This window comes from Ruegeria sp. HKCCD7255 (genome assembly GCF_013031565.1).
GTDB lineage: Bacteria > Pseudomonadota > Alphaproteobacteria > Rhodobacterales > Rhodobacteraceae > Ruegeria.
The window spans coordinates 69,774-93,246 of record NZ_WQAG01000001.1 but is presented as its reverse complement, the minus strand read 5'-3'; the positions used below and the strand labels follow the sequence as shown (position 1 = coordinate 93,246).

The 23,473-nt window shown below is 58.3% G+C and carries 19 protein-coding genes; 7 read left to right on the top strand and 12 right to left on the bottom strand.

The annotated features are described in order from the left end of the window. The first annotated feature begins 1 nt into the window (after window position 1). Complete coding sequence (locus GOX45_RS00440; RefSeq protein ID WP_171096912.1) at window positions 2-1,315, top strand: 3-deoxy-D-manno-octulosonic acid transferase; 1,314 nt, start codon at window positions 2-4, stop codon at window positions 1,313-1,315. Between the two features lie 42 nt (window positions 1,316-1,357). Here GOX45_RS00440 and GOX45_RS00435 read toward each other — a convergent pair whose 3' ends face one another. From GOX45_RS00435 to GOX45_RS00415, 5 genes are read right to left on the bottom strand one after another with little or no spacing between them, the layout of a single operon-like run. Beyond that, window positions 1,358-2,521 (bottom strand): M20 aminoacylase family protein, encoded by a 1,164-nt coding sequence (locus tag GOX45_RS00435; protein ID WP_171096911.1) that lies wholly within the window; start codon window positions 2,519-2,521, stop codon window positions 1,358-1,360. A gap of 19 nt (window positions 2,522-2,540) precedes the next feature. Continuing rightward, window positions 2,541-3,704 (bottom strand): M20 aminoacylase family protein, encoded by a 1,164-nt coding sequence (locus GOX45_RS00430; RefSeq protein WP_171096909.1) that lies wholly within the window; start codon window positions 3,702-3,704, stop codon window positions 2,541-2,543. Between the two features lie 18 nt (window positions 3,705-3,722). Further along, window positions 3,723-4,889 carry a M20 aminoacylase family protein gene (locus GOX45_RS00425; RefSeq protein WP_171096907.1) on the bottom strand — a complete coding sequence of 389 codons (1,167 nt, stop codon included), beginning with the start codon at window positions 4,887-4,889 and terminating at the stop codon, window positions 3,723-3,725. A gap of 12 nt (window positions 4,890-4,901) precedes the next feature. Further along, window positions 4,902-6,077: an acetylornithine deacetylase gene (argE, locus tag GOX45_RS00420; protein ID WP_171096905.1), complete on the bottom strand. Its 1,176-nt coding sequence runs from the start codon at window positions 6,075-6,077 to the stop codon at window positions 4,902-4,904. Between the two features lie 5 nt (window positions 6,078-6,082). Further along, a complete protein-coding gene (locus tag GOX45_RS00415) occupies window positions 6,083-7,903 on the bottom strand; it encodes an ABC transporter ATP-binding protein (RefSeq protein WP_171096903.1) in 1,821 nt (606 codons plus the stop codon). A gap of 284 nt (window positions 7,904-8,187) precedes the next feature. Between GOX45_RS00415 and GOX45_RS00410 the strand changes: the two genes are divergently transcribed. From GOX45_RS00410 to GOX45_RS00400, 3 genes are all read left to right on the top strand, one after another. Next, on the top strand, window positions 8,188-9,894 hold the full coding sequence (locus GOX45_RS00410) for a peptide ABC transporter substrate-binding protein (protein ID WP_171096901.1): 1,707 nt from the start codon (window positions 8,188-8,190) through the stop codon (window positions 9,892-9,894). A 94-nt stretch (window positions 9,895-9,988) separates the two neighbouring features. After that, on the top strand, window positions 9,989-10,996 hold the full coding sequence (locus GOX45_RS00405) for an ABC transporter permease (RefSeq protein ID WP_171096899.1): 1,008 nt from the start codon (window positions 9,989-9,991) through the stop codon (window positions 10,994-10,996). Beyond that, window positions 10,989-11,969: an ABC transporter permease gene (locus GOX45_RS00400; RefSeq protein WP_171096897.1), complete on the top strand. Its 981-nt coding sequence runs from the start codon at window positions 10,989-10,991 to the stop codon at window positions 11,967-11,969. The genes GOX45_RS00405 and GOX45_RS00400 overlap by 8 nt, the downstream gene beginning before the upstream one ends. A 6-nt stretch (window positions 11,970-11,975) precedes the next feature. Here GOX45_RS00400 and GOX45_RS00395 read toward each other — a convergent pair whose 3' ends face one another. The 6 genes from GOX45_RS00395 to GOX45_RS00370 all read right to left on the bottom strand — a co-directional run bounded on the left by GOX45_RS00395 (window position 11,976) and on the right by GOX45_RS00370 (window position 18,699). Beyond that, on the bottom strand, window positions 11,976-13,154 hold the full coding sequence (locus tag GOX45_RS00395) for an MFS transporter (RefSeq protein ID WP_371808928.1): 1,179 nt from the start codon (window positions 13,152-13,154) through the stop codon (window positions 11,976-11,978). Window positions 13,155-13,179: 25 nt separating this feature from the next. Then, complete coding sequence (locus GOX45_RS00390; protein WP_171096895.1) at window positions 13,180-14,460, bottom strand: DUF3422 family protein; 1,281 nt, start codon at window positions 14,458-14,460, stop codon at window positions 13,180-13,182. Between the two features lie 107 nt (window positions 14,461-14,567). Further along, a complete protein-coding gene (locus GOX45_RS00385) occupies window positions 14,568-14,924 on the bottom strand; it encodes a VOC family protein (RefSeq protein WP_171096893.1) in 357 nt (118 codons plus the stop codon). Between the two features lie 156 nt (window positions 14,925-15,080). Beyond that, a complete protein-coding gene (locus GOX45_RS00380) occupies window positions 15,081-16,535 on the bottom strand; it encodes an NAD(P)(+) transhydrogenase (Re/Si-specific) subunit beta (RefSeq protein ID WP_171096891.1) in 1,455 nt (484 codons plus the stop codon). A 13-nt stretch (window positions 16,536-16,548) separates the two neighbouring features. After that, entirely contained in the window at window positions 16,549-18,120 is a 1,572-nt protein-coding gene (locus GOX45_RS00375) for a Re/Si-specific NAD(P)(+) transhydrogenase subunit alpha (protein ID WP_171096889.1), read from the bottom strand. A gap of 129 nt (window positions 18,121-18,249) precedes the next feature. Continuing rightward, a complete protein-coding gene (locus tag GOX45_RS00370; protein WP_171096887.1) occupies window positions 18,250-18,699 on the bottom strand; it encodes an isoprenylcysteine carboxylmethyltransferase family protein in 450 nt (149 codons plus the stop codon). Between the two features lie 192 nt (window positions 18,700-18,891). Between GOX45_RS00370 and kynU the strand changes: the two genes are divergently transcribed. Further along, complete coding sequence (gene kynU, locus GOX45_RS00365) at window positions 18,892-20,085, top strand: kynureninase (protein ID WP_171096886.1); 1,194 nt, start codon at window positions 18,892-18,894, stop codon at window positions 20,083-20,085. Here the strand turns inward: kynU and GOX45_RS00360 are convergent. Beyond that, entirely contained in the window at window positions 20,078-20,656 is a 579-nt protein-coding gene (locus GOX45_RS00360; RefSeq protein ID WP_171096884.1) for a TetR/AcrR family transcriptional regulator, read from the bottom strand. The two genes, kynU and GOX45_RS00360, sit on opposite strands and share 8 nt — an antisense overlap. Before the next feature lie 99 nt (window positions 20,657-20,755). Here GOX45_RS00360 and GOX45_RS00355 point away from each other — a divergent pair, with 99 nt between their 5' ends. Then, the gene (locus GOX45_RS00355) at window positions 20,756-21,220 is read left to right on the top strand and encodes a (2Fe-2S)-binding protein (protein WP_171096882.1); all 465 of its coding nucleotides are present in this window, start codon (window positions 20,756-20,758) and stop codon (window positions 21,218-21,220) included. A 3-nt stretch (window positions 21,221-21,223) separates the two neighbouring features. Further along, on the top strand, window positions 21,224-23,464 hold the full coding sequence (locus GOX45_RS00350) for a xanthine dehydrogenase family protein molybdopterin-binding subunit (protein ID WP_171096874.1): 2,241 nt from the start codon (window positions 21,224-21,226) through the stop codon (window positions 23,462-23,464). Window positions 23,465-23,473: the final 9 nt, after the last annotated feature.

Genomic DNA, 23,473 nt, shown 5'->3' with positions numbered 1-23,473 from the left:
TATGCCCGGCACACCGACGTTTCTCTACCGGCTGTATTGCGGCCTCACCATGGTTGCAGCACCGCTGGTCTGGCACGTGGTGCGCAAAAAGCTGACCGTTGCGGATGTGCCAACGCAGCGACAGCATGAACGGCTGGGCCATGCCAGCCTGCCGCGCCCCAAAGGCCGGGTAATCTGGTTTCACGCCGCCAGTGTGGGCGAAAGCCTCTCGGTGCTCAGCCTGATCAATCGCTTGGGTCAGCGCCTGCCGGATGCCGAGTTTCTGATCACCTCGGGCACGCCCACTTCGGCCACCCTGATCGCCAAACGCCTGCCCCTGCGCAGCCGCCACCAATACCCTCCGATCGACAGCGCCGGACCGGTGAGCCGGTTCCTGACCCATTGGCGCCCGGATGCGGCGATCTTTGTTGAAAGTGAGCTTTGGCCCCGTTTGATCGTCGAAAGCGGGAAACGAGGTATTCCCCTGGCACTGCTGAATGCGCGGCTATCACAAAAATCTGTCGCAGGCTGGAAAAAGCGACCTGCCACGGCCCGTTTCATACTGTCCCAGTTCCGCCTGTTCCTAACCCAGAACGACAGTACGGCTCAAAACCTGATCGACATGGGCGCAAACCCTAAAAACGTACACCCCGGCACAAATCTCAAGGCCATGTCCGACCCTCTTCCTGTGGACCAAGCCGCCAAGGCGGAGATCCGTGACCAGATCACATCCCGCAGGCTTTGGATTGCAAGCTCTACCCATGCGGGCGAAGAAGAAACCGTGTTGGCCGCACATGCTCAACTGCTCCAGCAAGACCCGGAGCTGCTGCTTCTGCTGATCCCCCGTCACCCTGAACGTCGCGACGAAGTTCAAGCCTTGATCTCACAGGCCGGCCTGACGAGCGCCCTGCGCAGCGCGGCCCAGACCATAACGGCTCAAACACAGGTTTATGTCGCAGACACTCTGGGCGAATTGGGCACCTGGTACGCGCTGTCACCGATCGTGTTCCTGGGCGGCTCACTGAAAGAAATCGGCGGCCACAACCCGTTTGAACCAGCCCAATCCGGGGCCGCTGTCATCACCGGCCCGGGCACGTTCAATTTCGCGGAAACCTTTGCGCCACTGATCGAAACCGGCGGCGCTGTGGAAGTCACATCATCCACCGAACTGGCAGCCGCCGTGTCAAACTGGCTGTCGGACCCGGCTGCTCTCCTACAGGCCCAGAATGCCGCGCAATCCTGCGTTAGCATCCAGGCCAACGCCCTCGACAACGTCATCGAAACCCTATGCTCCCATCTGGACCTGAACCCACAGGATCCTTCTTCATCTGGCTGAAAATGTCCCGGGGGTGCGGGGGCAGAGCCCCCGCCCGTGCCGTCACGCCGCGGGCATGCGCTGCTCGACAATCTCGGCCCACCAGCTGCACCCGGCTGGTATGGCTTCATCGTTGAAGTTGTATTCCGGGTGATGCACGGCTGCAGTGTCGCCGTTGCCGACCAGAATATAGGCGCCCGGACGTTCTTCCAGCATAAAGGCAAAATCCTCGCCCCCCATGACCAACGGGGCATCTTCACATGCGCCAGAGACCAAACGAGCGACATCCGCTGCAAATTCGGTCTGCTCGTCGCTGTTCACCATCACCGGATAGCCGCGGATATAGGTCACATCAGCGGTGCCACCAAAAGTCGCCGCGACGCCAGTGCAGATCTCATTGATCCGCTTTTCGGCCAGATCGCGCATCTCTTTGCTCATGGTCCGCACCGTACCCTTGATCTGGACGGTTTGAGGGATCACGTTGAACGCTTTTGACGAGGTCTCGAATGACGTCACAGACACCACGACCTGATCAATCGGGTCCGCATTGCGCGACGCAATCGTCTGCAGTGCCAGCACCGCCTGAGCTGTCATGACAGTTGTGTCCACGGTCTCTTGCGGTTTGGCCGCATGGCCGCCGCGCCCTTCGAACGTGATGTCGAACTGATCGGTTGCGGCAAAAAACGATCCCGGACGGATCGAGAAACTGCCAACAGGTTTGCCTGGCCAGTTGTGCATTCCATAGACTTCCTGGATGTTCCAGCGCTCCATCATGCCGTCTTCGCACATCTCGCGACCGCCGCCGCCGCCCTCTTCGGCGGGCTGGAAAATCACCACAACCGTCCCGTCGAAATTGCGTGTCTCTGACAAGTATTTCGCCGCGCCCAGCAACATCGCGGTGTGACCGTCATGGCCACAGGCATGCATCGCCCCATCGGTCTTGGACGCATAATCTAGCCCGGTCGCCTCATGAATCGGCAGCGCATCCATGTCGGCGCGCAAGCCGATCACCTTGCCCTTGCTGTCGGATTTGCCCTTGATCACCCCCACAACACCGGTGCGGCCAATGCCGGTGACGACCTCATCACAGCCGAACTCTTTCAGCTTCTCGGCCACAAGGGCACTGGTGCGGTGGGTTTCGAACAGAATTTCAGGGTTTTCATGAATATCCCGTCGCCATGCGGTGATTTCATCCTGCAATTCGGCAAATCGGTTTTTAACTGGCATGTCTTCTCTCTCTCCTAACTCAAGCCGCCGGCATCCGGCGCTCGACCATTTCGGCAAACCACGAGCATCCGATCGGGATGATCTCGTCGTTGAAATTGTACTCGGGGTGGTGCAACCCGGCGCTGTCGCCATTGCCCAACACGATGAAAGCTCCGGGGCGTTCTTCCAGCATGAACGAGAAATCCTCACCCCCCATCACCATCGGCGCTTCGGCACAGCTGCCGCCGACGGCAATGGCAGCCTCTTCGGCATAGCCCGTCTGTTCCTCGGCGTTGATCGTGACCGGAACACCCCGGTTATAGGTAACTTTGACGGTGCCACCCATTGTTGCAGAGACACCCTCGGCAATCTCGGTCAGCCGTTTTTCGATCATCCCGCGCATCTGATTGGAATGGGTCCGCACCGTACCGCCCACGCGCGCAGATTGCGGGATTACGTTGAACGCTTTGGAGGATGTCTCGACCGAGGTGACAGAAAGCACGCCTTGTGCGATCGGATCCGCATTGCGTGAAACCACTGTCTGCAACGCGACGATCATTTGCGACAGCATCACTGTGGTATCTACCGTCTCTTGCGGTTTCGCCGCGTGACCACCATGCCCTTCGATCTGAATTTCGAACTCGTCGGCTGCCGCAAGCAACGGCCCCGAGCGAATGGCGAACTGGCCCGTGGGCAAACCGGGTACGTTGTGCATGGCATAGACCTCTTGGATGCCGAACCGGTCCATCAAGCCGTCTTTGCACATCGCCTCGGCTCCGTTCCCACCTTCTTCGGCGGGCTGAAAGATCACCACAGCGGTGCCATCGAAATTGCGCGTCTCGGTCAGGTATTTCGCGGCCCCAAGAACCATCGCGGTATGACCATCATGGCCACAAGCGTGCATGGCACCATCGGTTTTCGAGGCATAATCCAAACCGGTCTGTTCCTGCATCGGCAGCGCGTCCATATCAGCCCTCAGCCCGATGACCCGCCCTTTGGTGTCGCTTTTGCCCTTGATCACACCCACTACACCGGTGCGCCCGATGCCTGTGGCCACTTCATCGCACCCAAAAGCTTTCAGCTTTTCTGCGACCAATGCGCTGGTGCGGTGCGTTTCATAGAGGATTTCGGGATTTTCGTGAATGTCCCGACGCCAATCGGTGATTTCCCTGTGCAATTCGGCAAGCCGGTTTCTGATTGGCATATGGTCCTCCGCTATCTGTTACGCGATCGGTAATCGCCGTTCGACCAGTTCAGCAAACCAGCTGCACCCGGCAGGAATGGCGTTATCGTCGAAATTATATTCCGGGTGATGGCACATGGCCGTGTCCCCGTTTCCGATAAAGATGTAGGCTCCGGGCCGTTCTTCAAGCATGTAGGCAAAATCTTCCGAAGGCATGATCGGATCCGTGCCATCATTGACCTTACCCGCCACCGCTGCCGCTGCTTCGGCGGCATAGGCTGTCTCTGCTTCGGAATTCACCGTAACCGGATAGCCAGGTGTCCAAGTCATTGTGGCCGATGCCCCAAAGGCTGAGGCTGTGTCTTCCGCGATGCGCCGCACGCGCTCCTCTGCAATCTGGCGATACTCAGAGTCCAGCGTGCGCACCGTACCCCGCAAGCGTACCGTGTGGGCAATGACGTTCGAGGCCACGCTGTCCGTCTCAAAGGTTCCAACGGTCAGAACCACACGCTTGATCGGATCCACAGTGCGCGCAACGACCGATTGCAGAGCCACCACGATATGCGAGGCAACAAGCGTTGTATCAACCGCATCATGTGGCGCAGCGGCATGGCCGCCACGGCCGGTGACAACGATCTCGAACTCGTCAGACGACGCCAATAAGGCCCCCGGTCTGATCGCAAACTCGCCCACCGGCAGGCCCGGCATATTGTGCATGCCATAAACCTCCTGAATGCCCCAGCGGTCCATCATCCCGTCCTGGCACATCGCCAGCCCCCCGGCCCCGCCTTCCTCGGCGGGTTGAAAGATCAACACGACCGAGCCATCGAAATTCCGTGTCTCAGCCAGATATTGCGCAGCCCCCAAGAGCATCGAGGTATGACCATCATGCCCGCACGCATGCATCTTGCCCGGAACGGTCGAGGCATAATCAAGCCCGGTTGCCTCTTCGATGGGCAGCGCATCCATATCGGCCCGCAATCCGATCACCCGACCTTTGGTATCTGTGCGCCCCTTGATCACGGCAACAACGCCAGTTTTACCGATACCCGGCGTAATCTCATCCACGCCGAACTCTTTGAGCCGCTCGACGACAAAGGCCGCGGTTTCATGCACGTCATACATCAGTTCGGGATGGGCGTGCAGATGGCGGCGCCATTTGGATATTTCGTCCTGCATTTCCGCCAACCGGTTTTTGACAGGCATTAGAAAACTCCTTTACCGGGCGTCTTGCGACAAACGCTGAACCAGTCGTTCCATGAACTGGTGGCCCTGATCAAATTGTTTTACATCAATAAATTCATTTGGCTGGTGAGCCTGAGCAATATCCCCCGGTCCGCAGATCACAGCGGAATAGCCGGCCTCTTGGAACTGACCGGCCTCGGTACCATAGCTTACCACATGTGACGCGTTATCCCCAGTTAACGCACGCACAAGCGTTTCGGCCTCACCATCCGTCTCTGGGGTCAACGCCGGAACCCCGAAAGTTTCGGTAACATCTATGCGTGCCTCAGGGTGCACGGCTTGCATCTTGGCCTCGACCGCGCGGACCTGATCCAGATAGGCATCGCGCCATCTGCTGATCTGCTCGCCCGGAACAACACGAAAATCCATCATGAACCGGCAATCCTTGGCCGTGATGTTGTGGGCCGTCCCCCCGTTGATCATGCCGACATGACAGGTGGTCCAGGGCGGATCAAAGACCGAGGCCAGATCGCTCGGCAGGGCAGCCATGTTTTCGGCATTGCGCGCATTGGCCCAATCAATCAGGGGTGCGGCGGACATGATGGCATTCACACCCGTATGCATGATCGAGCTGTGAACCTCGAACCCGACGACATGCGTGCTGAAACCAAAGCCCCCCTTGTGGCCGGTCACCGCCTGCATCATCGACGGTTCGCCAACAATGACGGCCGAGCCTTTGGGTAGAACCTTTTGCATCGCCTTGATCATCGGTGGCGCTCCGGTACAGCCGACCTCTTCATCGAAGCTCAGGGCCAATTGCACCGGACGTTTGATATCCGCGTATTGCGCCTCGACCAGCGCCCAGATCGCAAGCGCGTCAAAGCCTTTCATGTCGCAGGTGCCACGACCGAAAAACTTGCCGTCTCTTTCGGTGACAACGAATGGGTCTGTATCCCAAGGCTGCCCATCCACCGGTACGACGTCTGTATGCCCGGACAGGACGACAGCGCCTTCTTGGTCGGGCCCTACATGCGCGAACAGAGCAGCTTTGTGCGGCTGTTCCGGGTCGGGCCAGCGGTGCGATACGATCCCATGGTCTTCCAGATAGCCTTCGACCCAGTCCACCAGCGGCAAGTTGGTGTCTCGACTAACGGTGGGGAATGAGATCAGCTTGGTCATGATCTCAAGCGGCGTCAGACGCTGTGCCATGCAGATCAGTACCCGCTGTCGGTCGTCAGAATGAAATGCCCCGGTTCAACTTCTTTGTACTCTGACGGTTCCGGCTGGTAGTCAATCGGATGAATTGGCGATGGGATCGGCTTGAAATTCAAATCTTTTTCCGACTTGCGCTTGTTCGGATCTGCAATCGGAACCGCCTTCATCAGCGCCTGCGTGTAGGGGTGTTGCGGGTTTTCAAAGACCCGCGCGCGCGGGCCCAGCTCGACAATCCGGCCCAGATACATCACGCCTACATAGTGACTGACCCGTTCCACGACAGCCATGTCATGGCTGATAAACAGATATGACAATCCAAGTTCGGATTGCAGTTCCATCATCAGGTTCAACACTTGCGCCTGCACGGATACATCCAAAGCCGAGACCGCCTCATCCGCGATGATAAGCTTGGGGTTCAGGGCCAACGCACGTGCGATCGCGATCCGTTGCCGCTGTCCGCCCGACATCTCGTGCGGGAAACGGCGCATGAAGCTGCGCGGCAGTTGCACCTTGTCAAACAGCTGCGCCACGCGGTCTTGCAATTCCGATCCAGAAGCAACGCCGTAATTGCGCATCGGTTCGGCCACTTGATCCACCAGTTGCATCTGCGGATTGAGCGAGGCGAACGGGTCCTGAAAGATCATCTGCATGTCCAGCCGCGCTTTGCGCAGACCGCTCTGATCCAGCTTCATGATGTCAACGCCGTCCAAGTTGATCTCACCCCGCAAGGGCTCGACCAGTCGCAGGATCGACCGCCCGGCCGAAGATTTTCCGCAGCCCGATTCGCCCACAAGGCTGAGGGTCTGCCCCTTGTTCAACGTGAAAGACACATCTTCGACCGCATGCACATTCGAGATTGTCCGGCGCAGCAACCCGCCCTTGACCGGAAAACGTGTGGTCAGATTCTTGACCGACAGCAACACCTCTTCGGTGCCCGGAATAGGAGCGATATTCTGGCCTTCAACACCCAGCAGCTTCATCGGTTCGGGCGCGGATTTGCCCTGCATCTCGCCAAGCTTCGGCACGGCTGCCAGCAGCGCTTTGGTATAATCGTGCTGCGGGTTCTCAAAGATTTCGGTGACCGTACCTTCTTCGACCTTGTTGCCCCGGAACATGACGACCACACGATCCGCCATCTGAGCAACAACCGCCATGTCATGCGTGATGAACATCACCGCCGTGCCGGTTTCGCGCTTGAGACGGTCCATCAGCGCCAGAATTTCCGCCTGAATTGTCACGTCCAAAGCGGTGGTCGGTTCATCGGCAATCAGCAGACGCGGTTCGCAGGCCATGGCCATGGCGATGACCACGCGCTGCCGCATCCCGCCGGACAGTTCGTGCGGATACTGTTTCAACCGCCGTTCAGGCTCGGGGATCCGCACTTGCCGCAACAGTTCCAGCGCGCGCGCTTCGGCCTGCGATTTGGACATGTCTTTGTGAATGCGCAGACCTTCGGTCAGTTGGCGGCCCACCGTGAACACAGGATTCAGAGCCGTCATCGGCTCTTGAAAGATCATTCCGATCTCATTGCCGCGAATCTGTTTCATCAGATCCTGATCGGCCTTCGACAGATCCATCTCATCGCCGTCGCGGCGATCAAACAGCAATTCACCGCCTGCAATTTCGCCTCCGCCAAACTCGACCAGGCGCATCAAAGACAAAGACGAGACCGATTTACCCGACCCGGATTCGCCAACGATACAAACGGTTTCGCCGGGATTCACTTCGAACGAAACATCCTCGACCCCGACAACCGGACCATCCTTGGTCTGAAACTCCACCCGCAGTTTTTTGATCTGGGCAATAGGCTGATCCAGCACGCGTACGCTCCCCTTGGCGTTGATTTTTCTTCTGAATGCCAAACGCTAAGGCGGTGTCAGTAGAAAAGTCAAACCTATTGCACGATTTCGCAACGGCACCACTTGCTTTTTTCTCAAGTTCTGTTTCGATACCCTTCGTAACCGCCTGGGGAGACGGTCAAAAAAACGGCACTTCGCTTGAATTTTCGTTTCTTGACAAAAGCTTACCCCTAAGCGGCAACGCCAAGTCCGCAGGCATTGCGGAAATAATCGAGGCACGAACGTGCCCTTCTAGGGAGTTAATTATGAAGATCAAAACCCTTTTGCTCGGTGCGATTGCAAGCACGGCAATGGCCCCAATGGCCTTTGCCGAGCGTGGATCGGACGGAAACGTCAGCATCATTTATTGGCAAGCTCCGTCCATTCTGAACCCTTTCCTGTCCGGTGGTACAAAGGACGTTGAATCCGCCTCGTTGGTGATCGAACCCCTGGCCCGCTACGACCAAGACGGCAACATGGTGCCGTTCCTGGCCTCCGAGATCCCGACGGTTGAAAACGGTGGCGTCAGCGAAGATCTCACCTCGATCACCTGGAAGATTGCACCGGGAATCAAATGGTCAGATGGCACACCGTTCACTTCGGCTGATGTTGTCTTCACCGCGAACTACTGCATGGACCCAGAAGGTGGTTGTGCGCAGGTGACCAAATTTGAAGGCGTGACAAATGTCGAAGCGCTGGACGATCTGACCGTTAAGGTCACATTCGACGCCCCGACCCCCTTCCCTTACGGTCCGTTTGTCGGTGGCGAAAGCCCGATCATCCAGGCCGCTCAGTTCGCCGATTGCCTGGGCGCGAAAGCACCTGAGTGCACCGAACAGAACTTTAACCCCATTGGCACCGGCCCGTTTGTTGTCACTGAATTCAAACCGAATGACGTGATCACATTCAAAGCCAATGACAACTATCGCGATCCGGCAAAGCCTGCCTTTGCGACCGTGACATTCAAGGGCGGCGGTGACGCGACAGCTGCTGGCCGTGCCGTGATGGAAACCGGCGAGTTCGACTATGCCTGGAACCTTCAGCTGGCGCCCGAAGTGATCGCGCAGATGCAGGAAGGCGGCAAGGGCACACCGGTTGCAGGCTTTGGCCCGCTGGTCGAGCGTATCATGCTGAACCAGACCAACCCGTCCCCCGACCTGCCGGAAGGTGAGCGTTCGACCGCCAAGCATCCGCATCCGTTCCTGCAGGATCCAGCGGTTTACAAAGCCATGTCTTTGGCCATCGACCGTCCGCTGCTGGTTGAGATCGGATACGGCCAGGCTGGTAAAGTGACCTGTAACTGGGTTCCGGCACCTGCGGCGTTCAACTCAACCTCGATGACCTGCGACACGCAGGACATTGAAGGCGCAAAGAAACTGCTGGATGACGCTGGCATCGTAGACACTGATGGCGACGGCATTCGTGAAAAAGACGGTGTTCCGCTGAAAGTGGTTTATCAGACGTCGACCAACGCTGTCCGTCAGGACTTCCAGGCGCTGATCAAAGAGTGGTGGAGCCAGATCGGCATCGAAACCGAACTGCGCAACATCAACGCATCGGTCTTCTTTGGCGGTGACCCGGGTTCGCCTGACACGTTCCAGAAGTTCTATGCTGACGTTGAAATGTACGCCAACACCTTCAACGGCACCGACCCGCAGTCCTACCTGGGCAACGGCCTGTGCGACAAGGCTCCGCGTCCTGACACGCAGTGGCAGGGTGAAAACATCAGCCGCTTCTGTAACGAAGAGTTTGACAAGCTGCACGGCCAACTGGCCGAAACCGCTGGTCTGGAAGCGCGCGCTGAAATCGCGAAAAAGCTGAATGACATCATGGTTGAAAATGGCGGCATGATCCCGCTGGTACACCGTGGTCGTCTGTCGGCCCACGCAAACACACTGGGTGGTGTTGTCCTGAACGTTTGGGACAGCGAGCTGTGGAACATTGCGGACTGGTACCGCAAAACCGGTTCCTAAGCGTTAACCTTGCAAAGCCGCGCCCCGACATTGATCGGGGCGCGGTCGTTTGCATCACCCCTACAAGAAGACGCATCAACAAAGGCGCCTTTGAATGCTCAACTTTACTGTTAGACGACTGGTGCTGGCGGTACCCACGCTACTCTTCATCAGCCTCGTCATTTTCCTGCTGCTCGAGCTCGCCCCCGGCGACCCGATGGCGCAGGTTCCGCTTACTGTTCCGCCCGAAGTCAAAGAAAAAATGCGCGAAGCGCTGGGTCTTGGCCAGCCGATGCATATCCGGTTCTGGAAATGGATCGTGCAGTTTTTCTGGATCGAACCGCAGGTTCTGATCGACCACATGTTTGGCACCACCTTTTCCGAAGGTGACCTGCGTGTGATTTCGTGGCAGACCCGCTCGCCCGTTATGGACATCGTCGTTCAGCGTATCCCGCAGACCCTGTGGGTTGTTGGCACCGCCTATGTGGTCGCCATCCTGATCGCTTTGCCCATCGGTATCTATTCCGCGTACCGCCAGTACTCGTGGTTCGACCAGATGGGCACATTCGTGTCGATGGTCGGTTTCTCGGTTCCGCCCTTCTTCTCGGGCGTCTTGGTGATCGTGATCTTTTCGGTCCAACTGGGCTGGTTCCCATCGATCTATGACACCACCCATGTAGTGAACAGCTGGGACAGCTTTGTCGTGCAACTGAAGCAAATGATCATGCCCGTCATGGTTCTGGCCCTTCAGATCACCGCACAGCTCAGCCGGTTCATGCGCGCCTCGATGCTGGACAACCTCAATCAGGATTACGTCCGCACCGCGCGCGCCAAGGGCCTGAGCGAATACACCGTGGTCATGGTGCATGTTCTGCGCAACTCGATGATCCCGGTGGTCACGGTGATCGCGCTGGGTATTCCCGCTATCTTTGGCGGTGCCATCATCACCGAACAGGTGTTCAAGGTGAACGGCATCGGCCAGCTTCTGATCGGGGCCATTCAGGCCAACGACCTGCCGATGGTGCAAACTCTGACCTTCATCTTTGCCGTACTGATCGTGTTGTTCAACCTGATCGCGGACGTGCTTTACGGCATTCTGGACCCGAGGATTCGCTATGACTGATGTCGACAAATCAGACACGCTGATCCCTGACGAAGGCCTGGCCCCGGTTTCAACCGCCGTTCCCGGCGCCGGGGTTGCCGAAGAACTGACCACCCCACCCCGTAGCCAGTGGCGCGACGTCTGGGACCAGTTCAAGACACACAAAGGTGCGATGATCGGGGCGATCCTGTTCATTTTCATCGTCGCTGGTGTCTATCTGGGCCCCTACCTGTGGAGCATCGATCCAACACAGATCGACATCCGCTCGCGCAATCAGGGCCCAAGCTGGGCGCATCCGTTCGGCACCGATCAGCTGGGCCGGGATATTCTGGCGCGGATGATGTCGGGCGGTCAGACCTCGGTCTCGGTCGGGATTACCGCGATGCTTCTGGCGCTGTTCCTGGGTTCTTTGATCGGTGTTCTGGCTGGGTTCTTCAAACGTCTGGACGGACCGCTGATGCGCCTGACAGACCTGTTTCTGGCCCTGCCCCTGCTGCCATTGCTGCTGGTCATGATGCTGTTGTTCCGCGAGCCATTGTCGGCGGCCTTCGGGCTGGAGCGCGGGATCTTCATCCTGATCGTCTGCGCCATTGGCATCACCTCATGGATGCCCACGGCCCGGATCGTACGCGGCGATGTGCTGGCCATCAAGGAACGCGAGTTCGTGCTGGCCGCGCGGTCCATTGGCACCAGCAACAGCCAGATCATCACACGGCATATCCTGCCCAACGTGCTGTCTCCGATCATGGTGTCGGCCACGCTGGGAATTGCAACAGCGATCATCACCGAAAGCGCGCTGTCTTTCCTGGGTCTGGGCTTTCCGCCGGATTTCCCAACCTGGGGGCGGTTGCTGTTTGACGGTGTGGACTACCTTCAGCAATACCCCGAACGCGTATTCTGGCCGGGCCTGGCCATCTCGCTGACAGTGCTCAGCGTGAACTATCTGGGCGACGGTCTGCGTGACGCGCTGGATCCCCGCATTCGCGGTCGCTAAACAAGATCAGTCGGCGCGCTTCAGCGCGCCGGCCACCAGAATTGACAAGATCGCCAGCGGCAACAGCACCGCAAAGGCCAGCCGCAACGTCAGAAGATCTGCCAGAAACCCGATCAGAGGCGGACCGATCAGGAACCCACCATAACCCAATGTCGCAACGCTCGCGATCGCACGTCCCGGTGGGACCTTCGGGTCATTCGCTGCGCGCGTAAAAGCAATTGGCACCAGAAGCGCATAGCCCACACCCATCATGGCAAATCCAAACAGGACAAGCCCCAAAACCTGACCGGTCACCACGCACAGCACACCTATTGCCGCGCAGACACCGCTGAGCCGTGCCGCCAGCACAGGTCCCAGTTGCGCTATGACAAAGCCGCCCGACAACCTGCACAAAACCATAGTGATCGAGAAGGTGGTGAACCCCAAGGTCGCGATGTTCTCTGCCGCGCCCAGCTCGTCGCGCAAATAGATCGCGCTCCAATCCGTGATGGCCCCTTCGCCCAAAGTGCCGCACAAAGCAGCCAAACCAACCAGGATCAGTATGCCCGATGGCAGCGCAAAAGCAGGCGCATCGGACGACGCTGAGCGTTTCGACACCCAAGGGACATGCGACATGGCCAGGGTCAAAACCGCAACCGCAAGACCCGCCCAGAGAAAGTGATCAAAGACCGAAACACCATAGCCGATGGCGAAGAACCCACTCGCCGCCCCAAGCCCGGCTCCAAAGCTCCACATGGCGTGAAACGAGGGCATCAAGGGTTTGTCATAGACCTGCTCAACCTCGGCCGCCCAGGCATTCATCGCCACATCCATCGACCCGTGAAAAACACCAAAAATGAACAGAAACGCCGCCAGGGATGCGAAATCCCCCGCCAACGCCAGCAGAACAAGCGAGGCCGGATACAAAACCGAAATGATACGCGTCACGCGAAACGCTCCAAACCGATCCGTCAATCGTCCGGTGACCGGAAATGAGCAGACCGCTCCTACAGCGACAAACAACAAACCCAGCCCCAGATCTTCATGGCTCAGATCCAGCGCATCGCGTACCGCCGGAATCCGAGACGCCCAGATGCCCAACAAAGCTCCGTTCAAGACAAAGGCTGCCGTCACAGCACGCCAAGCGGAATACACGCTGATCAAGGAAAACCTCTTGTCAGAAACCAGCAAGGCAACGTCAGACACCGAAACGGCAAAGCGCCAAAAAGGGTCACTCCAGCCTTTTACGCACCGTCCTTACGCCGAACCATACTGCCAATACAACGGGAATCGTCACTGCTGCCGTCAGCGCTCCTTTGCTCAGACCCATCTGTGTCAGCGGGTACAAAAGATAGCTGACCAGCGACACCGCGTAATAGCTGATGGCAACCACCGAAAGCCCTTCGACAGTATGCTGCAATCGCAGGGCAAGATCGGCGCGGCGATCCATGCTTTCCAGCAAGGCCTGGTTCTGCGCACTGCGTTCCACATCCACACGAGTCCGCAGCAATTCACCGGCGCGAATAGCCCTGTCCGACAGCGCCTTGAGTCGCCGTTCCGTGGATTTCACCGTCCGCATCGCGGGATCATAACGACGCATCATGAAATCAGAAAAGGTCTGTCTGCCATTGAACCGCTGTTCGCGCAGAACGGCGATCCGCTGGGTCACCAACGCCTCATACGCACCGGTCGCGCCGAACCGGAAGGAACACCGGGCCGCTATCGTCTCAAGCTCGGTCGAGGTGCTCAGCAACTGAGGCAACAACTTGTCAGGCGGCGCGGTATCATCTGTCATTTCCACCATCAAATCGGTCAGCTTGCCATCCAACTCTCCGATACGGGGGGACAATTGTTTGACGCGGGCAAAACCCAGCATCGACATCGCTTTATAGGTTTCGATCTCGCACATGCGCTGGATAATGCGTCCGATGCGGCGCTCGCCCGTTCCTTCGCCAACAAACACGGCAAAGCGCATATGCCCCGATGGATCGATCCGGAAGTCACTGCCACAAATGGCCGAGTCATCCAGAACCCGCGAGGCCGCCAGGCTTTCCGGTTCGAACCAATCGTTCAATGCACCTTTGATCGCATCTTCGTTCTCGGGTCGCGGAACGACACGCATCAGGATCGACGTGATCCGCTGCCCGGTGCTGGACATCAACCAATCTTCTGGAAAAACCTCGAAATCCGCCGGATCAAAGGCCCGCTCGCTGACATTCTGGGCGATCGCGGTATATGTGACAAACTCCGTATGTTGCTCCCATTTCAACCAATGGCGGCCAATTTGACCCGCGAAATGCGTCGCGCCCGGCTGCGGATGTGGGGCTCCGTGGCGGTCCAACAAATCGGTCAGATGGGCGATGTCTTGCCCCTTGTCTCGCCCAACCGCGGCTTCTGGGTTCTTGATGGCAAGAAAGATCACCGTGCACGGCGCGTTTGCCACCGGAAATGGCCGCGCGTGCAACTCATTGGCGACAGCATAGCGCAAAGGGTGGTCGTCTATCGGGGTCATTGCGGGCTCCACTTCGGTGCACGCACTATACGCCAGACGCGGATTTGATCAATTATCTTTTTATTTCATATAGTTACGAGAATACTACGGTATACATCCCCACTATCTCATTGATTTGGCTCCCAGAGCTCGATCGGATTGCCCTCTGGGTCATGAATGCGCGCAAATTTTCCGACCTCACTGTCCCAGTCCGGGTTGGTCTCGACCACGATTCCCGCCGCTTCAAGCTGCGCAGTCAAAGCCGCCAAATCATCGACACGAAAATTGATCATCCATTGCTGTTCGGCGCGACCAAAATAGTCGGTGTCCTCAGCAAAGGGTGCAAACACTGTATAGCCTTCGCTCTGTTTCCAGGGCATCGGGTCAAAGTGATTGACCCCAAGATGTGTTTCATACCAGGCACTCAGCGCTTGCGGATCACGTGCCCGAAAGAACACCCCGCCGATACCATTCACTTTCTCCAAGACAGATCTCCCGCAGCTTCGATTTTTGATCAGTATACCACGCCCCCAGCTTCTTCTGTTCAAAAATACCTTGAAGGTCAGAAGGCAAAGCTTCCTGCAAACCAAAATAGAAAAGGGCGCCCGCAGGCGCCCTTTGCAATTTGCTCAATCCAAAGTTCAGTCGATCATGGGCAACAGCTTGTCCAGGCTCGCCTTGGCATCGCCATAGAACATGCGCGTGTTTTCCTTGAAGAACAGTGGATTTTCGATGCCCGAATAGCCAGTACCCTGACCACGTTTCGAAACAAATACCTGCTTGGCCTTCCAGCACTCCAATACCGGCATCCCGGCGATGGGGCTGTTGGGATCCTCCTGCGCCGCAGGGTTCACGATGTCATTCGAGCCGATGACGATGGCCACATCTGTGTCGGGGAAGTCCTCGTTGATCTCGTCCATTTCCAGAACGATATCGTAGGGTACCTTTGCCTCGGCCAGCAGAACGTTCATATGGCCCGGCAAGCGTCCCGCAACCGGGTGGATCGCAAAGCGGACGTTCTTGCCTTTGGCGCGCAGCTTGCGCACCAGTTCAGACACTGATTGCTGCGCCTGCGCCACCGCCATGCCATAGCCTGGGATGATGATCACACTGTCCGCGTCATTCAGCGCGGCTGCAACGCCATCCGCTTCGATGGCAATCTGCTCACCCTCGACCTCCATCTGCGGACCCGAGGTGCCACCAAAGCCGCCCAGGATCACGCTGACGAAATGGCGGTTCATCGCCTTGCACATGATATAAGACAGGATCGCACCCGACGAGCCCACAAGCGCGCCGACCACGATCAACAGGTCATTCCCGAGGCTGAAGCCGATCGCCGCAGCCGCCCAGCCCGAGTAGCTGTTCAGCATCGACACAACCACCGGCATGTCAGCACCGCCGATGCCCATGATCAGGTGATAGCCGATGAAAAGCGCCGCCAGCGTCATCAGGAACAGAGGGAAGAATCCACCCGAACTGGTGTACCAGATCAGACAGATGAACGAGAGGCCAGCAGCAGCCGCGTTCAGCGCATGACCACCGGGCAGCTTGGTCGCCGCCGAGGTCACCTTGCCCGCAAGCTTGCCATAGGCCACGACCGAACCGGTAAAGGTGATCGCCCCGATGAAGATGCCCAGGAACAGTTCCACATGCAGGATGGCCAGTTCCGCCGACGTCTTTTTAGCAATAAGCTTGGCAAAGGCGCCCAGATCGGACAGGTCCGCCTGACTGGCACTGTCGGCAATCGCCATGACCTGCGCGACATTGCCGATCTCAAAATGCGCGTTGAAGCCCACGAAAACCGCCGCCAGACCAACCAGCGAGTGCATCGCGGCCACCAGTTGCGGCATCTCGGTCATCTGCACACGCTGCGCCACATATTGACCGATCAGGCCACCGCCAATGATCAACAGCAGCGACAACAGCCACAGGCCCGAGCCAGGGCCAACCAGCGTCGCAAAGACCGCCAGCGCCATACCGACGATGCCGTACCAGACCGCGCGCTTGGCGCTTTCCTGGTTCGACAGACCGCCGAGGGAAAGGATGAACAGAACAGCCGCAACAACATAAGCGGCAGTGGTGAAGCCAAATTCCATGTGCCCGGCCTCCTTAAGATTTCTGGAACATGGCAAGCATGCGCCGGGTTACGAGGAAGCCGCCGAAGATGTTGATCCCGGCCATGAAGACTGAGAGCGCCGCCAGCAGAATGACCAGGAACGATCCCGAACCGATCTGCATCAAGGCCCCAACGATGATGATCGACGAGATCGCGTTGGTGATCGCCATCAGCGGTGTGTGCAGCGAATGCGACACATTCCAGATCACCTGGAAGCCCACAAAGATCGCCAGCACAAAGACGATGAAATGCTGCATGAAGCTGGCCGGAGCAACCAGCCCCACCAGCAGCATCAGCGCGCCGCCTACACCCAAAAGGGTGAATTGCTGTTTGGTCTGCGCCTTGAAGGCCGCAATCTCTTGCGCCTTTTTCTCTTCCGGGGTCAGCTCCTTGACCTCGGGCTTTTTCTGCGCCGCAATCGCTTGCACCTTGGGCGGCGGCGGCGGGAAGGTGATATCACCTTCAAAGGTCACGGTCGCGCCACGGATCACGTCATCTTCCATGTCATGATTGATCTGACCGTCCTTCTCAGGCGTCAGGTCGGTCATCATATGACGAATGTTAGTGGCATAGAGCGACGAAGACTGCGCCGCCATCCGGCTTGGGAAATCGGTATAGCCGATAATGGTCACGCCATTATCCGTCACGATCTTCTCATCCGCCACCGTCAGCTTGCAGTTGCCGCCCTTTTCCGCTGCGAGGTCAACAATGACCGAGCCCGGCTTCATAGCCTCAACCATATCCTTGGTCCACAGCTCTGGCGCTTCGCGGTTTGGGATCAACGCGGTGGTGATGACGATGTCCATTTCCGGGGCAAGCTCACGGAATTTGGCCAACTGTGCTTCGCGGAATTCTTCCGACTGCACGCTGGCATAACCACCTGTGGCCGCACCGTCCTGCTGTTCTTCCTCGAAATCCAGATAGACAAACTCGGCCCCCATGGATTCGACCTGCTCAGCCACTTCGGGGCGCACGTCGAAGGCATAGGTGATCGCGCCCAGCGAGGTCGAAGTACCGATGGCCGCCAAACCGGCGACACCGGCACCCACGATCAGCACCTTTGCAGGCGGCACCTTACCGGCTGCGGTCACCTGCCCTGTGAAGAACCGGCCAAAATTGTTGCCCGCTTCGATCACCGCTCGGTAGCCTGCGATATTGGCCATCGAGGACAGCGCGTCCATCTTCTGCGCACGACTGATGCGTGGCACCATTTCCATCGCGATGACGTTGGCGCCTTTGGATTTGGCGGCCTCCATCCCTTCTTCATTCCCGGCAGGATTGAAGAAGGAAATCAGGGTCTTGCCTTTGGTCAGGCGTTTCAGCTCGGTCTCATTCGGCTGGCGCACCTTGGCCACGATATCGGCCGCTTTCCACAGCGAGGCCGCGGTTTTCATCACCTCGACACCGGCTTCTTTATAGGCTGCGTCCGAAAACCCCGCCGCAGCACCAGCGCCTTTTTCGATCAGGCATTCATAGCCCAGCTTTTGCAACTGACGAGCCGAGTCCGGGGTCATCGCCACCCGGTTCTCACCGTCAAATACTTCTTTTGGTGTTCCTATCTTCAACGGTGTTCCCCCTAATTTTCGAACTGTTCGCGCGATTGGCAGGTATTCTTCGTCAACGCTTGGTCTAACTCGCGAAAGATTATTTCGCAAGCGCAGCATCCATTCCGTTGTGTCACATTCATCACAGGCTTAGATCCAGCGTCGGGTTTGGCGTTCATACCGGGCAAAATCGGCTCGGAACTTGCGGCGCAACCGGTCTTCTTCGGGCAAGATGAAACGGCGTTCCAGCACCCAGACAAAGATCGGAACCAGAACCAGAGACAGCACCGCGTCAAAGCGCAAGATCAGACCGGTCAGGATCAGCACATCCCCCAGATAGATCGGATTGCGACTGCGTTTATAGATCCCGGCCTGCACCATGGCGCTGGGTGTTTCATGAGGCAAAACCGTTGTTCGGTGGCGCCGGAACTCGACCACAGCCAAAATGGCAATCACGATCCCGGCTCCGATCAATAGGCCACTGAGCAAATCGGTCACCGCACCCTCAAGCGACAATCCCAACGACAGGTTGCGCGCCTGCAGCCATGCCAGCGCTGCAAACGCGATCAGCCAAACGGGTGGAATGTCGATTCGACGCAAGTATATTCCCTAGGGTAAAGTGTCGCTTTTGACCGTTGTCCTACCGCTTTCCGTCCCCGAAGGCAAAAGCTCAGGTTGACGCAGATCAGGGATTTGGCAACAGGCAGCCGCTGAGCCTTGCGTTTCAGCACGATAGACAGTTGCACCACTATCAGATACGCCGAATGCACCACCCAACTCGCAAGGGCTCAGATGACCGATTTTGCAGCGACCAAAACCAAATTCCACCTACCGGAAGGCATCATCTATCTCGATGGTAATTCCCTTGGCCCCCTGCCCAATGCCGCCTCGGCGCGCGTCACCGAAATGGTTGAAGACGAGTGGGGTGAGATGCTGATCACCGGTTGGAACAAAGCCGGGTGGATGGCTTTGCCCCTGGCACTGGGCGACCGGATTGGCCGGCTGATCGGAGCAGAGCCGGGCAGCGTCGTTGTCGGCGACACCTTGTCGATCAAAGTCTATCAGGCCGTCGCGTCAGCGCTGGAACTGGTACCACAGCGCCGGGTGATCCTGTCAGACAACGGCAATTTCCCGTCTGACCTCTATATGGCCGAAGGATTGCTGCGCTCGCTTGGGCCTGAATACGAGCTGCGGGTTGTCGACCCCGAAGACGTGGCCGCGCAGATTACCGAGGACGTGGCGGTTCTGATGTTGACCGAGGTGGATTACCGCACAGGACGCAGGCACGACATGAAAGCTCTGACCGAGTTGGCCCATGCAAATGGTGTGATCACGGTTTGGGATCTGGCGCATTCAGCCGGAGCCATCGAAGTGGATCTGGCCGGGTGCAAGGCCGATTTTGCCGTCGGGTGCACATATAAGTATCTCAATGGCGGCCCCGGCGCTCCGGCCTTTATCTATGTGGCACCGCGCCTGTCAGACAAGGTGCGCCCCGCCCTGTCGGGCTGGCTGGGCCATGCCTCGCCCTTTGCCTTCGATCTCGACTATCGCCCCGGCGCGGGGATTGAACGGATGCGCGTGGGCACACCGCCGATCATCCAGATGTCTGCGCTCTCCGCCGCCATGGATATCTGGGATATGGCCGACATGGCCCAGGTTCGGGCGAAGTCAATCGAACTGACCGAGCTGTTTATCACGCAGGTCGAAGCAACCTGCCCGGGCCTGACCCTGGCCAGCCCCCGTGATCCGGCGTTGCGCGGCAGTCAGGTTTCATTCCGGTTTGACGAAGGTTATGCCGCGATGCAGGCGCTGATCGCGCGAGGGGTGATCGGAGATTTCCGCGCACCCGACGTGATGCGCTTTGGTTTCACACCGCTTTACATCGACGAAACAGACGTCGAACGCGCTGTGGATATTCTGGCAGATATCATTGGCAATAGATTATGGGATCGCCCTGAATACAAGATTCGTCAGCGCGTTACCTGACCTCAAGCGCTGCACCAAACAGCGCCGCCAACTGGGCGACCCTCTGTTCGAACTCATCCGCGCCAGAGGCCGTCATTTTGATACCCTTCAAGGCGGCGGTCATCGTCTTTGCAGTCTCATAGGCCTCTGTGGTCAGATTGACCCGGCCAGCAGCGGCCTCGCGCTGCAGCCAGTTGGCATAAAGACGGGTCAACTCGGCCTCGCCCGTTTCGACGATATCAGTTGCCATGGACTTGGTAGCATCCAACATCTCAAGCCCGTGGGGTGAGGCCAGGATCGCCGCCATCCCGTCCGATTGCGCATTGATCGCAGCGGCCAAAACGTCAGGAATAGTCCCCTCTTGCGCCAAGGCTTGCCCGACTTCGGTGATCTTCTCACCGTAGTAGAACTCGGTCAGATGGCGGACGATCGCCTCTTTGTTCTTGAAATGCAGATAGACCGCTGGGCGCGACATCCCCGCCCCCTTGGCGATGTCATCCATCGAGGTTTTTCGAAACCCGTAAGAGGCAAAGGCCTGAAACGCCGAATTCAGGATTGCCGCAAGCTTCGGATCGTCAATCGTTTTTTCCATAACAAACCCTTTGACAGTTTTTGTTTATTTTGTCAATTGACACCCTGACACTTTTCGACAATTATGTCAGAAACCAATTCCAACCGAAAGAGGTGCGCCATGGCGACCGCTCTGAAGATCAACGGAAAGACCCATCAGGTAGATCTGCCTGATGACGTTCCCCTTTTGTGGGTACTGCGCGATGAGGTCGGCCTGACCGGCACCAAATTCGGCTGCGGTGTGGCCTCATGCGGCGCTTGCACCGTTCACATCGACGGCGAGGCCGTACGATCCTGTCAGGTGGCCCTGTCGGATGTCTGGGGCGATGTGACCACGATCGAAGGCTTGGGCACACCCGACGCGATGGCCGCGATCCAGCAAGCCTGGGTTGACAATCAGGTGGCGCAATGTGGCTATTGCCAGTCCGGTCAGATCATGCAGGCCGCCGCCTTGCTGGCCGAGAACCCGGTGCCAACAGACACCGACATTGACGACGCGATGCAGGGCAACCTGTGTCGCTGTGGGACATACCCCCGGATCCGTGCGGCCATACACGATGCCGCCGCTAAGCTGAAGGAGGCCTGATCCATGGCAAGCATCGGAAAAATCCTGCGCCGCACCTTCCTGATTGGATCTGCCGCTGTTGTGGGTGGTGTCGCCTTTGGGGCCTATTACGTCACCCGCCCTGCGGCCAACCCGCTGAAACCCCAGGACGGTGAAACCGCGCTCAGCCCCTTTGTGATGATCGACCAAGAGGGGATCACCCTGTTCGCCCCGCGCGCGGAAATGGGCCAGGGTGTGATGACAACATGGGCCGCTTTGATCGCCGAAGAGCTGGACGTTGAGCTGGACGACATTCGCGTGCTGCACGGGCCCGCTGCGGCGGCCTATTACAACTCGGCCCTTGTGGGTGAGGGCCTGCCGAACAAAGGCTATGACGTCACCGACTTCCAGCACAATCTGGGCGAAGCCCTGGGCGTTCTGGGCCGAACGCTCAGCCTGCAGATCACCGGTGGATCAACCTCGATGAAAGACGGTTTCGAACGGATGCGTCTGGCCGGAGCGTCAGCGCGCGAGACGCTGAAACAGGCGGCAGCCGACCAATTGGGCGTGGATCGCGAGCAGTTGAAAACGGCAAAAGGCGCAGTCATCGCACCCGATGGCACACAGATCCCTTATACCGAACTTGCCGCCGCCGCAGGCCAGATCGAAGCGATTGAAGCCCCTCTGCGCGACCCGTCTAAGTGGCGGCTACTGGGACAGTCGCAGCCGCGTCTGGATATGGCAGGCAAGTCCACTGGGACAGCCGAGTTTGGCATCGATGTCCGGCCCGAAGGTCTGAAATTCGCCAGCGTGCGGATGAACCCAAAACTGGGTGGCGACATGAAAGGGTTTGACGCCAGTGCCGCCGAAGCCATGCCCGGCGTGGAAAAGATCGTTGATCTGGGGACCGGAGTTGCGGTGATTGCATCCAACACCTGGCTAGCCATTCAGGCGGTCGAGGCTATCGACGTGGATTGGGGCGATGCTCCATACCCGCCTGAAACCGAGGGCATTTTCGCCGAAATCGCCAAGGCTCTCGACGCCGAGCCGAACTCGACCATGCGCGATGATGGCGATGTGTCGGTGCTGCCCGAAGGCGCGACCGAGATCACGGCAGAATACACTGTACCCTATCTGGCCCATGCCACTATGGAGCCGATGAACGCCACCGCGCTGTTTACCGGCAGCAAGCTGGATCTGTGGTGCGGCAATCAGGCCCCGACCCTGATCCAGATGCGCGTGGCGAATGTGGCCAATCTGGACACTGAGGCGGTCGAGATCCACACCACCTATCTGGGTGGTGGATTTGGCCGCCGCGGTGAGTTGGACTTTGGTGAGATCGCCACCAAGGTCGCGATGGCCATGCCGGGCGTACCGGTCCAGACCACATGGAGCCGCGAAGAAGACATGCGCCATGATTTCTATCGCCCTGGCGCGATGGCCCGGATGCGCGGCGCTGTCAAAGACGGTCAGGCTGTGCTGATCGACGGCAAGGTGGCCGCACAGTCCAGCACACAGCAAGCGATGGAGCGCTATACCGGTTTTCCCGGCGGCGGCCCCGACAAGGTTCTGGTCGAAGGGTTCTTCAACCAGCCTTATGCAATACCGAACTACCGGATGAGCGGCCATATCGCACCGCTAGACATTCCTGTGGGGTTCTGGCGATCTGTCGGCAACAGCCATAACGGCTTCTTCCACGAGACCTTCATGGACGAATTGGCCCATGCCGTAGGTCAGGATCCTTTGGAATTCCGTCTGGCTCTGGCCAAGTCGGAACACGCGCCTTCGGCCGGATGTCTGGCTGCGGTCAAAGAGATGTCTGGCTGGACCGGGCAAACACCCGATGGCGTAGGGCGCGGCGTGGCTCTGACCTACAGCTTTGGCACTCCGGTCGCGCAGGTGATCGAGGTGGTCGACGAAGACGGCAGCATCCGCATCAGCAAGGCCTGGATTGCCTGCGATATGGGTCTGGCACTGGATCCGGCGACGGTCGAGGCACAGATGATCGGGGGCATGATCTATGGCCTTTCCGCCGCGGTTCAGGGCGAGATCACCTTTGCCGATGGCGAGGTCGAGCAATACAACTTCCCCGACTATGACGCGTTGCGGATGCATAACACTCCGCTCACCGAGGTACGCATCCTTGAGACCAACAAACATATGGGTGGCGCCGGAGAGCCCGGCACACCGCCCTCAATGCCCGCGCTTGGTAATGCGCTTTTTGATCTGACCGGCGAGCGCGCACGCACGCTGCCGCTGAACCGGCAGTTCGATCTGCTGATCTGATCTGAAATG

Bases quoted from the DNA above. Each gene is read 5' to 3' on its own strand.
- argE (WP_171096905.1), bottom strand. From the start codon at position 6,077: ATGGCACAGCGTCTGACGCCGCTTGAGATCATGACCAAGCTGATCTCA.
- GOX45_RS00400 (WP_171096897.1), top strand. From the start codon at position 10,989: ATGACTGATGTCGACAAATCAGACACGCTGATCCCTGACGAAGGCCTG.
- GOX45_RS00440 (WP_171096912.1), top strand. From the start codon at position 2: ATGCCCGGCACACCGACGTTTCTCTACCGGCTGTATTGCGGCCTCACC.
- GOX45_RS00380 (WP_171096891.1), bottom strand. From the start codon at position 16,535: ATGGAATTTGGCTTCACCACTGCCGCTTATGTTGTTGCGGCTGTTCTG.
- GOX45_RS00390 (WP_171096895.1), bottom strand. From the start codon at position 14,460: ATGACCCCGATAGACGACCACCCTTTGCGCTATGCTGTCGCCAATGAG.
- GOX45_RS00430 (WP_171096909.1), bottom strand. From the start codon at position 3,704: ATGCCAATCAGAAACCGGCTTGCCGAATTGCACAGGGAAATCACCGAT.
- GOX45_RS00355 (WP_171096882.1), top strand. From the start codon at position 20,756: ATGGCGACCGCTCTGAAGATCAACGGAAAGACCCATCAGGTAGATCTG.
- GOX45_RS00350 (WP_171096874.1), top strand. From the start codon at position 21,224: ATGGCAAGCATCGGAAAAATCCTGCGCCGCACCTTCCTGATTGGATCT.
- GOX45_RS00410 (WP_171096901.1), top strand. From the start codon at position 8,188: ATGAAGATCAAAACCCTTTTGCTCGGTGCGATTGCAAGCACGGCAATG.
- GOX45_RS00435 (WP_171096911.1), bottom strand. From the start codon at position 2,521: ATGCCAGTTAAAAACCGATTTGCCGAATTGCAGGATGAAATCACCGCA.
- GOX45_RS00360 (WP_171096884.1), bottom strand. From the start codon at position 20,656: ATGGAAAAAACGATTGACGATCCGAAGCTTGCGGCAATCCTGAATTCG.
- kynU (WP_171096886.1), top strand. From the start codon at position 18,892: ATGACCGATTTTGCAGCGACCAAAACCAAATTCCACCTACCGGAAGGC.
- GOX45_RS00405 (WP_171096899.1), top strand. From the start codon at position 9,989: ATGCTCAACTTTACTGTTAGACGACTGGTGCTGGCGGTACCCACGCTA.
- GOX45_RS00425 (WP_171096907.1), bottom strand. From the start codon at position 4,889: ATGCCTGTCAAAAACCGGTTGGCGGAAATGCAGGACGAAATATCCAAA.